This window comes from Dechloromonas aromatica RCB, from assembly GCF_000012425.1.
The window spans coordinates 1,655,569-1,669,898 of record NC_007298.1; the positions used below are offsets into that span (position 1 = coordinate 1,655,569).

10 protein-coding genes are annotated in these 14,330 nt (G+C 58.0%); 9 read left to right on the top strand and 1 reads right to left on the bottom strand.

From position 1 onward, the window contains the following. Positions 1–6 precede the first annotated feature (6 nt). From DARO_RS07985 to DARO_RS08025, 9 genes are all read left to right on the top strand, one after another. The gene (locus DARO_RS07985) at positions 7–1,920 is read left to right on the top strand and encodes a 3-hydroxyacyl-CoA dehydrogenase NAD-binding domain-containing protein (protein WP_011287305.1); all 1,914 of its coding nucleotides are present in this window, start codon (positions 7–9) and stop codon (positions 1,918–1,920) included. 135 nt (positions 1,921–2,055) lie between these two features. After that, entirely contained in the window at positions 2,056–3,384 is a 1,329-nt protein-coding gene (locus DARO_RS07990; protein WP_011287306.1) for an OmpP1/FadL family transporter, read from the top strand. Positions 3,385–3,541: 157 nt separating this feature from the next. Beyond that, positions 3,542–5,941, top strand: a complete 2,400-nt coding sequence (locus tag DARO_RS07995) for a 3-hydroxyacyl-CoA dehydrogenase/enoyl-CoA hydratase family protein (RefSeq protein ID WP_011287307.1) — start codon at positions 3,542–3,544, stop codon at positions 5,939–5,941. 21 nt (positions 5,942–5,962) lie between these two features. Continuing rightward, the gene (locus tag DARO_RS08000; RefSeq protein ID WP_011287308.1) at positions 5,963–7,162 is read left to right on the top strand and encodes an acetyl-CoA C-acyltransferase; all 1,200 of its coding nucleotides are present in this window, start codon (positions 5,963–5,965) and stop codon (positions 7,160–7,162) included. 3 nt (positions 7,163–7,165) lie between these two features. After that, positions 7,166–7,681 carry a DUF4442 domain-containing protein gene (locus DARO_RS08005; RefSeq protein ID WP_011287309.1) on the top strand — a complete coding sequence of 172 codons (516 nt, stop codon included), beginning with the start codon at positions 7,166–7,168 and terminating at the stop codon, positions 7,679–7,681. After that, positions 7,678–8,253, top strand: a complete 576-nt coding sequence (locus DARO_RS08010) for a chalcone isomerase family protein (RefSeq protein ID WP_011287310.1) — start codon at positions 7,678–7,680, stop codon at positions 8,251–8,253. The genes DARO_RS08005 and DARO_RS08010 overlap by 4 nt, the downstream gene beginning before the upstream one ends. 25 nt (positions 8,254–8,278) lie before the next feature. After that, entirely contained in the window at positions 8,279–9,940 is a 1,662-nt protein-coding gene (locus DARO_RS08015; protein ID WP_011287311.1) for a long-chain-fatty-acid--CoA ligase, read from the top strand. After that, complete coding sequence (locus DARO_RS08020; protein WP_011287312.1) at positions 9,940–10,887, top strand: NAD(P)H-dependent flavin oxidoreductase; 948 nt, start codon at positions 9,940–9,942, stop codon at positions 10,885–10,887. The genes DARO_RS08015 and DARO_RS08020 overlap by 1 nt, the downstream gene beginning before the upstream one ends. Before the next feature lie 24 nt (positions 10,888–10,911). Continuing rightward, on the top strand, positions 10,912–12,705 hold the full coding sequence (locus DARO_RS08025) for an acyl-CoA dehydrogenase C-terminal domain-containing protein (RefSeq protein WP_011287313.1): 1,794 nt from the start codon (positions 10,912–10,914) through the stop codon (positions 12,703–12,705). A gap of 127 nt (positions 12,706–12,832) precedes the next feature. Here DARO_RS08025 and DARO_RS22770 read toward each other — a convergent pair whose 3' ends face one another. Next, complete coding sequence (locus DARO_RS22770) at positions 12,833–14,287, bottom strand: hypothetical protein (RefSeq protein WP_157037160.1); 1,455 nt, start codon at positions 14,285–14,287, stop codon at positions 12,833–12,835. Between the last annotated feature and the right edge of the window lie 43 nt (positions 14,288–14,330).

A 14,330-nucleotide genomic window follows, 5' to 3' on the forward strand; every position in this document is an offset into this window, starting at 1 on the left:
AAGACAATGATTATGAATCTGCAACACTGGAAGCTGGTCGCTGATGCGGCGGGTATCGCCACCGCTACGCTCGACAAGGCGGGCGAATCGGCCAACTCCTTGTCGGCCGAAGTGCTCAGCGAGTTTTCGGCCATTCTTGACCGGCTCGACGCCTATCCGCCCAAAGGCCTGATCATCCGCTCCGGCAAGGAGGCTGGTTTTATCGCCGGGGCCGATATCGCTGAGTTTTCGCAACTCGATACCCCGGAAAAGAGCAGGGCGCTGGTCGAACGGGGCTGGAATCTGTTCAACCGGCTGGCGGCGGTCAAATATCCGACACTGGCTTTGGTCCGTGGGCACTGCCTGGGGGGTGGTCTGGAACTGGCACTGGCCTGTCGCTATCTGCTGGCGGTCGACGAGTCGGGTACCAAGATGGGGCTACCGGAAGTCATGCTCGGCATCTTTCCCGGCTGGGGTGGCATGTTGCGCCTGCCGCAGCGGGTTGGCCCTGCTGCCGCATTGGATCTGATGCTGACTGGCAAGACACTGGATGCCAAGCGGGCAAAGAAAATGGGCTTGGCTGACGATTGCGTGCCGCCGCGCGTCATGGAAATGGCGGCTCGCCAGCTGGTGTTGTCCGGCCAGCCGCGCCGCCAACTGCCTTTTGTTCAGCGCCTGCTCAATGGCCCTCTGAAGTCGGTGGTGGCCAACGGCGCGCGCAAGCAGGTGGCGAAGAAGGCGCGGCCGGAACACTACCCGGCCCCCTACGCGATCATCGACTTGTGGGCGAAGCACGACGGAAATGCCCTGGCCGCGCCGGAGGTAGTCGATCGCATCATTTCTTCACCGACTGCACGCAATCTACTTCGGGTGTTCCACCTGCAGGAGCGCCTGAAAGGCTTCGGCAAGGAGTCCGCTTTCAAAGCCAAGCGCGTTCATGTCATTGGTGCCGGCGTCATGGGCGGCGACATCGCAGCCTGGTGTGCGTTGCGCGGCATGACCGTGACCCTGCAGGATCAGACGCTGGAGCGCATTTCGCCGGCGCTGAAGCGGGCTCATGCCTTGTTCACCAAACGTCTGCGCGAGCCGCTGAAAATTCGTGATGCCTTCGATCGCCTGATTCCCGACCCCAAAGGGGATGGCGTGGCACATGCTGATGTGGTGATCGAAGCCATTTTCGAGAACGTCGAAGCCAAGCACGCCCTGTTTAAGTCGGTTGAACCCAGGTTGAAGCCGGGGGCGGTGCTGGCCACCAATACTTCCAGCTTGCGCCTGGAAGATTTGCGAACGGTGTTGCAGCGCCCCGAACGACTGGTCGGTATCCACTACTTCAATCCGGTGGCGATGATGCCGCTGGTCGAGGTGGTTGCCGCCGAGGGAGCTGATCCCTCCGCCGTTCAGGCTGCTTGCGCCTTTGTCCGGCAGATCGACAAGTTGCCGTTACCGGTGAAGAGTGCTCCGGGTTTCCTGGTCAACGCGGTATTGGCGCCTTACATGCTGGAAGCGATGCGCGCGGTCGATTCGGGAATTTCGCCGGAAACCGTCGATGAAGCCATGCTTGCCTTCGGAATGCCGATGGGGCCGATAGAGCTGATCGATACGGTGGGCCTCGATATTGCGATGGCCGCCGGTCAGCAATTGGCCGGTGGGGCAGAAGCACCACGTTGCCTAATCGCTCGCGTTGATAAAAATCAGTTGGGCAAAAAATCCGGGCAGGGCTTCTATCACTGGACCGATGGCAAGGCTAAAAAAGGCGCAGCCGCGGGTGTTCCCGCCGGGCTGGCAGATCGCTTGGTCAAACCCTTGATCGACCGTGTTGAGCAGCTGGTCGCTGCAGGTGTCGTCGCCGATACCGAACTGGCTGATGCCGGGGTAATTTTCGGGACAGGCTTCGCACCGTTTACGGGCGGGCCACTTAACTACCGCCGGGTAAATCGATAAATTTTGTTGTTTATTTCCAACAGTCATTTGAATGTGTGTTGATAAAACAGCATTTCAAACGTTTGTTTGAGATTAAATCGCCGTAGTAGTACCGGGAATTGCTTCCCAAACACTTACAAAACAGGAGACAAATCAATGCACAAAAACCTCGCACCGCGTCTGATCCCGGCGCTGATTGCCATTGCGTTTTCAGGTGGCGCTTCAGCTTCTGGCTTCCAGTTGCTTGAACAAAACGCTAGTGGCCTGGGTAATTCCTATGCCGGTTCCGCAGCAGTTGCAGAAAATGCCAGTACGATTTTCTACAATCCGGCCGGCATGACACAGTTGAAGGGTTTGCAGGTTTCCGGTGGCTTGACTGCAATACACACCAGCTACAAGTTCTCCGACCAAGGCTCTAGTGTTGGTGTTTTGCAGAATTCTGGTAACGGTGGAGATGGCGGTGGCTGGGGTTATTTGCCTAATGCGTACATTTCTTGGGAAGCTACCAAAGACTTGTATCTTGGCCTGGGTATCGGTGCGCCTTTTGGCTTGAAGACCGAGTACAACAACCCATGGCAAGGTGGGGCGCAGTCTCTAAAATTTGATATCAAGACAGTCAATATCAATCCGAGCATTGCTTGGCGGGCGAATGAGTTTGTTTCAGTTGGTGCTGGTATCAACTATCAGAAATTGACCGCTGAATACGAGCGTCAGGTAGCTGTTGCAAGTACTTCTGGTCTTGCTGTTGCAACAATGCTTTCTACAACGAAGGCAACACTGAATCTGGATGATGATGCATGGGGGTGGAATGTTGGCGCCCTGTTTTCCATTAACCCAACTACCAAAATCGGTGTTTCTTATCGTTCGGCTGTGAAATATGATTTGACGGGAGATTTCAAGTTTGATGGAACACTGGCTCAATCGAGCAATCCATTGTTGGGTGGGGCAACTAAAGATCGTAGTGCAAAAGCTACCTTGAAGGTGCCTGATACTTGGATTCTTAGCGCCACGCATGCTTTGAATGATCGTGTCGAGTTGTTGGGTGATATCTCTTGGACGGGCTGGAGTTCAATTCCCAAAGTAGATGTTTATAACGCACAAACAACTGGTGCGGGAGCAGTTTCTGGCCGTATCGCACAGACTCTCGACACAGAGTTTCGCGATACGTGGCGTGTCGCTGCTGGTGCGAACTACCGATATACGGAAGCTTTAAAGTTCAAGTTTGGTATTGCTTATGATCAAACGCCGGTGAAGGGCGCGTCTACTCGTCTTGTTTCCTTGCCAGACAACAACCGTATCTGGCTCTCGTTTGGTACCCAATGGAAGCCGACCAAGGATTCGGCAGTGGACCTCGGTATTGCTCACCTTTTCGTCAAGGATTCAAAGATTGACAACGATCAGTCTGCAGCAGGACGTGGTCGTGTTACCGGTACGTTTGCCGACAGTGCTTGGATTTTTGGTTTGCAATACTCAGCAGCGTTCTAATCCTCCCAATTCCTTGCCTACTTTAATCCCCGGCTAGTCCGGGGATTTTTTTGCTTTGACTCGTAAAAAAACGTTGACCATAAGGTTGCCTTGTCTATAATTCAAACGTTCGTTTTATTATTACGAAGCCGCAAAAAGAGACCTAAAGGAGAATCGCTTGAACAAGCTGATCGTGAAGAAAGCCGCCGTGCTGGGCGCCGGCGTGATGGGAGCGCAGATCGCGGCGCACCTCGCCAATGCCAATGTGCCGGTCGTGCTGTTTGACCTGCCGGCAAAAGAAGGAGACAAGAACGGCATCGTGAAGAAGGCCATCGACGGCCTCAAGAAGCTGGACCCGGCCCCGCTGGCCAGTAAGGGCAAGCTGAAATTCATCGACGCCGCCAACTACGATGAACATCTGCCGCTGCTCGCCGAATGCGATCTGATCATCGAAGCCATTGCCGAACGCATGGACTGGAAGAATGATCTTTACGCCAAGATTGCGCCGCACATCGTACCGAACGCCATCGTCGCTTCCAACACCTCGGGCCTGTCGATGAACCTGCTGGCTGAAGGCTTGCCGGCCAATATTCGCCCGCGCTTCTGTGGAATCCACTTTTTCAATCCGCCGCGCTACATGCATCTGGTCGAGATCATCTCGACCAAGACGACCGACGGTAGCACGCTCGATGCGCTGGAAACATGGCTGACCTCGCGCTTGGGCAAGGGCGTTATCCGGGCCTTGGATACGCCGAATTTTGTCGCCAACCGGATCGGCGTCTTTTCCATTCTCGCCGTCATGCATCACACCCAGGCCTTCGGTCTTGGTTTCGATGAAGTCGATGCGCTGACCGGCCCGAAGATCGGTCGCCCGAAGAGCGCTACCTATCGCACCGCCGACGTGGTGGGCCTCGATACGCTGGCCCACGTCGTCAAGACCATGCAGGACACGCTGCCCGGCGATCCGTGGCATCAATATTTCACCAATCCGGCCTGGTTGCAGGCCTTGATCGCCCAAGGCGCGCTTGGCCAGAAGACCCGCTGCGGCATCTTCCGCAAGCAGGGCAAGGAAATCCAGGTGCTCGACCTGGCCAAGCAGGATTACCGCACTTCCGCCGGTGAGGTGGCCGACGAGGTCGCGGCCATCCTGAAGATAAGGAATCCCGCCGAGAAGTTCGCCGCCTTGCGCACCTCGGCACATCCGCAGGCCCAGTTCCTGTGGTCCATTTTCCGCGATGTCTTCCATTACTGCGCCGTGCAACTGGAAAACGTCGCCGACAACGCGCGCGACGTCGATTTTGCCATGCGCTGGGGCTTCGGCTGGGCGCAGGGTCCGTTCGAAACCTGGCAGGCGGCGGGTTGGGGCGATATTGCCCAAAGCATTTCGGCCGATATAGCTGCCGGCAAGGCCATGGGCGATGTGCCGCTGCCGGCCTGGGTGGTGGAAGCCGGCCGTACGGGCGTGCATACGCCGGATGGTTCGTGGTCGGCTCGTGACAAGGCTTATGCGCCACGTTCATCGCTGCCGATCTACCAGCGCCAGCTTTTCCCTGAACGTGTTTTGGGCGAGAGCGGTGCGACCCCGGAAAAGTCCGGCGAAACCCTGTACGAAAACGACGGTGTTCGCCTGTGGAAACTGCCAGCGCTCGATGCTGGGATCGGCATCCTGTCCATCAAGTCCAAGATGCACACCATCGGCAATGAGGTGCTCGATGGCGTGATCGCTGCCGTGCGTCAGGCCGAAACGACGCTCGATGGCGTGGTCGTCTGGCACGAAGCGCCTTTTGCTGTCGGGGCCAACCTGCAGCAAGTGGGTGAAGCCTGCGCTGCTGGTCAGTTCGATCTCCTCGAAGCCACTGTCGAGAAGTTCCAGCGCGCTTCGCAAACCCTGAAATATGCGCAGGTGCCGGTCGTTGCTGGAGTGCAGGGTATGGCGCTGGGCGGTGGTTGCGAGTTTGTCATGCATGCCAGCAAGCGCGTCATGGCGCTGGAAAGCTATGTCGGCCTCGTTGAGGCTGGCGTCGGCTTGATTCCGGCCGGCGGCGGCTGCAAGGAATTCGCCGTGCGGGCCGCCGAGTGGGCCGCCCAGTCGGCCACCCCGGGCGAAGTGTTCAACTTCCTGCAGCCGGTGTTCCAGACCATCGCCATGGCCAAGGTGGCGAAAAGCGCTGTCGAAGTCATCGACATGGGTTTCGGCAAGCCTGCGGACACCATCCTGTTCAACGCCAATGAACTGCTCTTCGTCGCCATCAAGGAAGCTCGCGCCATGGCTGAAGCCGGCTACGCCCCGCCGCCGATGGCCCGTGGTATTCCGGTGGCCGGCAAGAACGGTATCGCGACGCTGGAGATGATGCTGGTCAACATGAAAGAGGGCGGCATGATTTCCGCACATGACTATCGTGTGGCCAAGGCTGCAGCGACCGCTTTGTGCGGTGGCGAGATCGAAACCGGCAGCCTGGTCGATGAGGAATGGTTGCTGACCATTGAGCGCCAGTTGTTCGTCGAATTGCTGAAGACCCCCGAAACCCAGGCCCGGATCAAGCACATGCTTGAAACTGGCAAGCCTCTTCGTAACTAATCGGGCCAGGAGACAGAAAAAATGAGCAAACAGATTCAAGAAGCCTACATCGTTGCCGCTACCCGCCTGCCGGTAGCCAAGCGCAACGGCATGTTCAAGAACGTGCGGCCGGATGACATGCTGGCCGAAGTGATCCGGGCGGTTGTCGCCCAGGTGCCGGGCATCGACCCGGCGCGCATCGGCGACGTGATCGTTGGCTGTGCCATGCCGGAAGCCGAGCAGGGTATGAACGTTGCCCGTATCGGCCTGCTGCTGGCCGGGCTGCCGATCACCGTGCCGGGGCTCACCATTAACCGCTTCTGCTCCTCCGGGGTGCAGGCAGTGGCTGATGCGGCGAACCAGATTCGCCTCGGCCTGGCCGATGTGATGATTGCTGCCGGTACCGAGTCGATGAGCGTGATGCCTCAGATCATGGGCAACAAGATGTCGATGAACCCGGCCATCTTTGCCAAGGAAGAAAACCTTGGTATCGCCTACGGTATGGGCCTGACCGCCGAGAAGGTGGCCAACCAGTGGAAGGTCAGCCGCGAAGCGCAGGATGCCTTCGCCGTGGCGTCCAACCGGAAAGCCTGCGCCGCCATCGCTGCCGGTCATTTCAAGGCTGAAACGACGCCCTACACCATCCGCGAAAGCCTGCCTGACCTGAAGACTGGCCAGATCAAGCTGCGCGAGCGCGTTGTCGAATTTGACGAAGGCCCGCGCGCCGATGCCTCGCTGGAAAAACTTGCCAAGCTGCGCCCTGTCTTCCATGCCCGTGGTTCGGTGACGGCGGGCAATTCCTCGCAGATGTCGGATGGCGCCGGTGCCGTGATGCTGGTTTCGGAAAAAGTGCTGAAGGAACACAACCTGACCCCGCTCGCCCGCTTTGCTGGCTATGCGGTCGGCGGTGTGGCGCCGGAGATCATGGGCATCGGCCCGATTGCGGCGATTCCCAAGGTGCTGGCCCAGGTCGGCATCAACCAGGACCAGCTGGACTGGATCGAGCTGAACGAGGCCTTCGCTGCGCAGTCGATTGCCGTCATGCAGGAACTCGGCATCAACCCGGACAAGGTCAATCCGCTCGGCGGCGCCATCGCCCTCGGCCACCCGCTCGGGGCAACCGGCGCCATCCGTATCGCCACGGCGGTGCATGGCCTGCGTCGTACCGGTGGCAAATACGGCATGGTGACCATGTGCATTGGCACCGGCATGGGTGCAGCCGGCATCATCGAGGCGCTGTAATCCGTGAAACCCGCCTGGCTGGCCAAGCTTTCGCCGACCTGGCGGGCGCGCATGGTGCGGATGGGATTCAACTTCCATCCCGCCTTTCGCGGCACCGGTGGCCGGGTCACGCATGTGGCGAAGGATCTGCGCCATATCCGGATCCGCCTGCCATTGAACTGGAAGACGAAGAATATCGTCGGTTCGCTCTACGGTGGTTCGCTGTTCGCGATCACCGATGGGGCGCATCCGATGATGCTGATGGCGGCGCTGGGTGATGGCTATATCGTCTGGGACAAGGCGGCCAGCATTCGCTACCGCAAGCCAGGTTTTTCGACGCTGTATGCCGATTTTGTGCTGAGCGACGAGGAAGTGGCGGAGATTCGGCTCGAACTGGCCAAAAGCCCAGAGCTGGAGCGGACTTATCTGGTCGAATTGAAGGATGCACACGGCACCGTGCATACCGTGGTGGAACGCACGGTTTACATTGCCGACAAACAACACTACCGACAAAAGAGCGGTGGAGGAGACAAACCATGATTACATCGACAAGCGTTCGCCGGGCCGCGCTGATTGCCGCGTTGCTGGCTATCCCGGGCCTGCATGCCGCTGAGGTGGCCGGCGTCAAGGTCGACGACAAGATCCGTGTCGGCAGCAGCGAACTGGTGCTCAATGGTGCCGGGCTGCGCAGCAAGCTGTTCATCAAGGTCTACGTCGGCGCGCTCTATGTCGGCCAGAAGTCGCCGACGCCGACGGCGATCTACGATAGCCCGCTACCGCGGCGCATGGCGATGCGCCTGCTGCGCGACCTTGATGCCGAGTCGCTGCATTCGGCGCTCGACGAAGGGCTGAAGAACAACCACACGCCAGCCGAACTGGCCGACATGAAAGCGCAGGCCGAGCAGTTCGCGGCCATCCTGAAGGCTATCGGCAAGGCCAAGGAAGGCGATACCATCGCCATAGACTTCTCCGCGGACGGCGTGGCACTCAGCCTGAACGGGGAGGCACGTGGCAAGGTGGCTGGGCCGGGCTTCGCCAAGGCGCTGCTCAAGGTCTGGCTGGGCGACAAGCCGGCGGATGCCTCGCTGAAGAAGGCACTGCTCGGCGCTTAGGCGGCGAACGGAGGAGGAGATAAAAATGGAAAAAATCTGGCTACAAAGCTATCCGAATGGCGTGCCGGCGGAGATCGACATCGACCATATCCCGTCACTGGTCGCGCTGTTTGAAAAAGCCTGTACGACCTTTGCCGACAAGGTTGCCTATATCAGCATGGGGCGGGAAATTACCTATCGCCAGCTCGATGTCGAAGCCACCGAATTCGCAGGCTGGCTGCAAGCGAAGGGCATGCAGAAGGGTGACCGGGTCGCGCTGATGATGCCCAATATCCTGCAATACCCGGTGGCCTTGTTCGGTACCCTGCGGGCAGGTTGCGTCGTGGTTAATTGCAACCCGCTCTACACGCCGCGTGAGTTGGAGCACCAGTTGAAGGACTCCGGGGCGACGGCCATCGTCATCGTTGAAAACTTTGCGCATACGCTGGAGCAGGTCATCTCTCACACGGCAATCCGCCATGTCGTGGTCACCTCGATGGGTGAGCGCTTGGGCAGCTTGAAGGGCATGATCGTCAATTTTGTCGTGCGCCGGGTCAAGAAAATGGTGCCGGCTTGGCACTTGCCGGGGGGTATCAGTTTCAAAACGGCACTGGCACAGGGGCGGGCCAACGGTTTCAAGAAAGTGGCGCTGGAACAGGGGGATCTGGCCTTCCTGCAATACACCGGCGGTACAACCGGGGTTTCCAAGGGAGCGATGCTGACCCACGCCAATATCGCCTCTAACGTGACCCAGGCCTACAACTGGATCAAGCCGGTGGTGCGCGAAGGCGAGGAATTCATCATCACCGCCTTGCCGCTGTATCACATCTTTGCGCTGACCGCGAACTGCCTGACCTTCCTGATGATTGGTGCGCGCAACCTGCTGATCGCCAATCCGCGCGACATCCCCGGCTTCGTGAAGGAGTGGGGAAAGTATCCGGTGACGGTGGTGACTGGCGTCAACACGCTGTTCAACGCGCTGCTCAACAACCCCGATTTCGACAAGCTCGATTTCTCGACCATGCGCGTCACGCTTGGCGGCGGCATGGCGGTGCAGGGCCCGGTTGCCGACAAGTGGCGGCAAATCACCGGGACGCCTTTGCTGCAAGCCTACGGCCTGACCGAAACTTCTCCGGCAGCGACCATCAACCCGCTCGATATGGAGGAGTTCAACGGGGCAATCGGTCTGCCAATTTCCTCGACCGAGGTGTCGATCCGCGACGATTACGGCAACGAAGTGCCACTCGGCCAGGTTGGCGAAATCTGTATCCGTGGCCCGCAGGTCATGAAGGGCTACTGGCAGCGCGACGATGAAACGGCGCTGGTCTTCTACCCTGACCGCTTTCTGCGTACAGGAGACATGGGTTATGTCGATAAAAAAGGCTTCGTTTTCTTGGTCGACCGCAAGAAGGACATGATTCTGGTTTCTGGCTTCAATGTGTATCCAAACGAGGTCGAGGAAGCTGTTGCCATGCACCCGGGGGTAATGGATGTCGCCGCCATCGGGGTGGCCGACGAGCATTCGGGCGAAGCGGTGAAGATTTTCGTCGTCCGCAAGGACCCGAAAGTCACCGAGCGCATGCTGATCGATCACTGCCGTGGCCTGCTCACCGGCTACAAGATTCCGAAACACGTCGAATTCCGCGACGACTTGCCCCGTACCAACGTCGGCAAGATTCTGCGTCGTGCTTTGAAAGAGGGGGCGTAATGCCGATTCCAGCATCACTGAACAAGAACCTGTCGTTGCCGGTGCTCTGTGCACCGATGTTCATCATTTCCAATCCAGATCTGGTCATTGCCCAGTGCAAGAGTGGCGTCATCGGGTCCTTCCCGGCGCTCAACGCCCGGCCCAAGGAACTGCTCGACGAATGGCTGACCCGGATCAAGACTGAACTGGCCACCGATCCAAAGGCCGCGCCATTCGCCGTCAATCAGATCATCCATCCCTCCAACGAGCGGCTGGAACACGACATGGCCTTGTGTGTGCAACATGAGGTGCCGCTGATCATCACCAGCCTGTCGGCACCGACGGCTATCGTGCCGCATGTGCATGCCTATGGTGGCAAGGTCTTCCATGATGTGATCAGTGTCCGCCACGCTGAAAAGGCGCTCGAAGCCGGTGTCGATGGTCTGATCCTGGTCTGTGCCGGGGCAGGCGGCCACGCCGGCACGCTCAGCCCCTTCGCGCTGGTCGGTGAAATTCGCAAGTTCTACGACGGCCCGATCGCGCTCTCAGGCTCGATTACCAATGGCCAGGCCATCCTTTCAGCGCAGGCCATGGGGGCCGATTTTGCCTATATCGGCACACGTTTCATTGCCACGCACGAAGCCCATGCGGTCGACGCCTATAAGCAGGCCATCGTCGATTCGGCCGCCAAGGATGTGGTCTACACCCCGTATTTTACTGGTGTGCATGGCAATTACCTGAGCAAGAGCATCGTTGCTGCCGGTCTTGATCCGGCCAATTTGCCCGAGCGCGATAAAACCGTGATGAACTTCGGTGGCGCGACAGCGGCCAAGGCTTGGAAGGACATCTGGGGCGCCGGCCAGGGCGTTGGCACGATTGATGACGTAATGCCGACCGCCGAACTGGTCGCCCGCCTGCAGCAGGAATATCGCAGCGCCAAGAGCGCGCTGTGCAGCAATCCATTCTGACAATATCAACAGGAGACAGACAAAATGAGCGACTACCGTGCGCCGATCAAGGACATGCGTTTCGTCATGGACGAAATTGCAGGCCTCAAGGACATCAACCAACTGCCCGGTTTTGAAGAGGCGACGCCCGATCTGGCCAGTGCAGTTCTCGATGAAGCCGCCAAGTTTGCCGGCGAAGTACTCGCCCCGTTGAACGCCACCGGCGACAAGCAAGGCTGCAAGTTGACCGCAGCTGGCGTCACCACGCCGGATGGCTGGAAGGCCGCCTACAAGGCCTTCTGCGACGCCGGCTGGAACGGTATCGCATCACCGGCCGAGTTCGGCGGCCAGGGCCTGCCCGATACGCTGGCCATCGCTGTCAAGGAAATGGTCTGCTCGGCCAATCTGGCTTTCTCGATCGGCCCCTTGCTGACGACTGGAGCCACCGAGGCCCTGCTGACCTGCGCCAGCGACGAATTGAAGTCGATCTACCTCGAAAAGATGGTGACCGGCGAATGGACCGGCACGATGAACCTGACCGAGCCGCAAGCCGGCTCCGATCTGGCCTTGATCCGCTCGCGCGCCGAGCCGCAGGCCGACGGCAGCTACCGGGTTTTTGGCCAGAAGATTTTCATCAGCTACGGCGACCACGACATGACGGACAACATCGTCCACCTCGTGCTCGCTCGCTTGCCTGATGCGCCGGCTGGAGTGAAGGGCATCTCGATGTTCCTCGTGCCAAAATTCATGGTCAATGCCGATGGCAGCCTGGGCGCCCGTAACGACGCGCACTGTGTCTCGATCGAACACAAGCTCGGCATCCACGCCAGCCCGACCTGCGTCATGGCCTATGGCGATAATGGCGGTGCTGTCGGCTATCTGCTCGGCGAAGCTAACCGTGGCCTCGAATACATGTTCATCATGATGAACGAAGCCCGTTTGGGCGTCGGCCTGCAAGGCGTCGCCCTTGGCGAGCGTGCTTACCAGCACGCACTGGCCTATGCCCGGGAGCGTAAGCAGGGGCGTGATGCCTTGACCGGAGAGGCACTCGTCACGCTCGACAAGCACCCGGACATCCGTCGCATGCTGATGCTGATGAAAACCCGTGTCGAGGCCAGTCGTGCAGCGACTTATTACACGGCTAGCCTGCTGGATCGTGTTCACGCCATCAACGATCCTGAAGAAAAGAAACGCAACCTCTACCTCGCCGAATTCCTGATTCCCATCGTCAAGGGCGGCGGCACAGAAATGGGTATCGAAGTCACATCGCTCGGTATCCAGATTCATGGTGGCATGGGCTTCATCGAGGAAACCGGTGCTGCCCAGCACTGGCGTGACTCGCGCATTACCACCATCTATGAAGGCACCACCGGCATTCAGGCCAATGACCTGCTATTCCGCAAACTGATGCGCGACCAGGGAGCTACCGCCAAGGTCGTCTTCGGCGAGGTCTATGCAACTGCCAAGACCCTCGGCGCCTCCGGCAAGCCCGAACTGATCGCCATCGGCCAACGCCTCGGCACTGCGCTGAAGGCATGGACTGCGGCGACCGAATGGCTGGCGGCCAATGCAAAGACCGGTTTGTCCGGTGTGTTGACGGCTGCTGTTCCTTACCTGCATCTCGCAGTCACCGTCTGCGGGGGCTGGTTCATGGGTAAAGCCGCCTTGGCTGCCGCCGGCTATCTTGAGCAAGGCGAGGGCGACCAGGCTTTCTACCGAGCAAAATTAGCTAGCGCGCGTTTCTACGCCGATCAACTCTTGCCGCAGGCTGCTGCCTACGCCGAGACAGTAATGGCTGGCGACGCAGCACTGGTGGGCGTTGGTGATGAATTATTCTGATTCAGAATCGGGTAGCTTTTGAAATGCTTCTGCCTAACTGATCACTGCTGAGTAATGATCAAAAGAAAGGCGCCGTAAGGCGCCTTTCTCATATGTGGTCAAAAGCGGACAGAAAACAACTTGCTCATTACGGTTTAGGGGCAGAGGCAACCGTCGGGACCTTGTTGACCAAGAAGATTGCATTTTGAGTTACCGGGCTTTGTACCATGGTGCGTGTGTCAACTTGAGGCGCGGGAGTCTTCGTCACACTGGAAACACCACCGATCGATCCTGCTTGTTGGCCGTAGAACGTACCTTGGACGAATCCAGAATAGGTTGCTTTGTCATAGGAGCTAGCTGCAGAGATGCTATTCGAAGCGATGTTGGCGCCACTGATAGTGCCGGCGGCTTTGAAGTCCAAGGCCCCGTTCCATTGCCCATTCCAAGTACTTGGGCCGAATTGAACATTGATCAGTACCGAGCCTTGAGACGAACCATCATAGCTGCCACCGAAATAGGTTGCTGTGACATTACCGGCCTGCTGACCTGCCAAGTAAGCAGCAGGAGTTGCAACACCCGCGACGTAATATCCGCTCGTCGTTGTAGTCGTGGTCGTAGTTGGCGCGCACTCAATGCAGTAGTCTCCACGAGCATAAGCTTGTACCAATTGCTCGGTTTGAACTGTTGTGCGCCCAAACTCACCAACTGCGACTTGCGGGTCAGCTGCTATCCATACCTCACGCCATTTCTTGCCATCAAATGCATAAACACTTTGACCGGTAACTGCCCGTTCGAACCAACCTTTACCTACGCTTGAACTAGCTTCCGTACCTTTGGGATTGTGCGAAAAACCGGTTACATAAGCGGTGTCGCTGTTCATCGGAACCAGCAAGGATTCAACTTCCGGATTTCCTGTGACGAAATGATGCAGGCTGTCATCTCGGTTATCGAATAAGGCGCCTTCTGGAAGTATTAGTACCCAATGACCAAAAATCTTCTTCCATTGAGCCGGGCTATAGGTGCCGTCGCCAAAATAAACAGGGATTGACGAGCCGGAATTGTCAAAGTTGGGTATTGCAGAACTAAGTGGGTCAAGGTTCCACGATGCAGTACCAGGAGTTCCACCTTCGGGGATCGGGAACTCATTGGCATTCAGCCAAAGTGTAAACAATCCGGGCGAATATTTCGCTGAACCGTGCCCGCCACCTTCACTACTGAATGAAGAATACCAACCGCCATCATAAGTGACATTGGTGGAGTTCTTGAAAATTGCATAGCCACACCATGCTCCTGCCGCACAGCCCTTGTCTTCAGGCGTTGGAGTGGGTGTTGGAATTATGATGATGTCCGGATTGTTGCGATATTGATCGCCGCCGGACATTCCCGGCATTGCTACGGGCGCTGGAGCGCCAGCTGCCGGTTCTACGAAATCTTCCCAAGGACCCCATTGACCAACGGAGTCTTGCGCGATGACGACCTTGCCGTAGGATTTAACATTGTTCCAACCACTTTCGTGGTATTCCCACGTGTCTTTTGCAAACACAGTACCGCTTATAAAGAGGGTGGCGATACAAGCTGCAATAATTGTACGCTTGGTTTTCATGATGTCCCTCACTGCTTGACTGATAAGAATTACTTGATTTCAC

What these genes read in the sequence shown, in the direction of transcription:
- DARO_RS08010 (WP_011287310.1), top strand. Translation starts at nt 7,678, where the DNA reads ATGATTACATCGACAAGCGTTCGCCGGGCCGCGCTGATTGCCGCGTTG.
- DARO_RS08025 (WP_011287313.1), top strand. Translation starts at nt 10,912, where the DNA reads ATGAGCGACTACCGTGCGCCGATCAAGGACATGCGTTTCGTCATGGAC.
- DARO_RS08000 (WP_011287308.1), top strand. Translation starts at nt 5,963, where the DNA reads ATGAGCAAACAGATTCAAGAAGCCTACATCGTTGCCGCTACCCGCCTG.
- DARO_RS08020 (WP_011287312.1), top strand. Translation starts at nt 9,940, where the DNA reads ATGCCGATTCCAGCATCACTGAACAAGAACCTGTCGTTGCCGGTGCTC.
- DARO_RS08015 (WP_011287311.1), top strand. Translation starts at nt 8,279, where the DNA reads ATGGAAAAAATCTGGCTACAAAGCTATCCGAATGGCGTGCCGGCGGAG.
- DARO_RS22770 (WP_157037160.1), bottom strand. Translation starts at nt 14,287, where the DNA reads ATGAAAACCAAGCGTACAATTATTGCAGCTTGTATCGCCACCCTCTTT.
- DARO_RS07985 (WP_011287305.1), top strand. Translation starts at nt 7, where the DNA reads ATGATTATGAATCTGCAACACTGGAAGCTGGTCGCTGATGCGGCGGGT.
- DARO_RS07990 (WP_011287306.1), top strand. Translation starts at nt 2,056, where the DNA reads ATGCACAAAAACCTCGCACCGCGTCTGATCCCGGCGCTGATTGCCATT.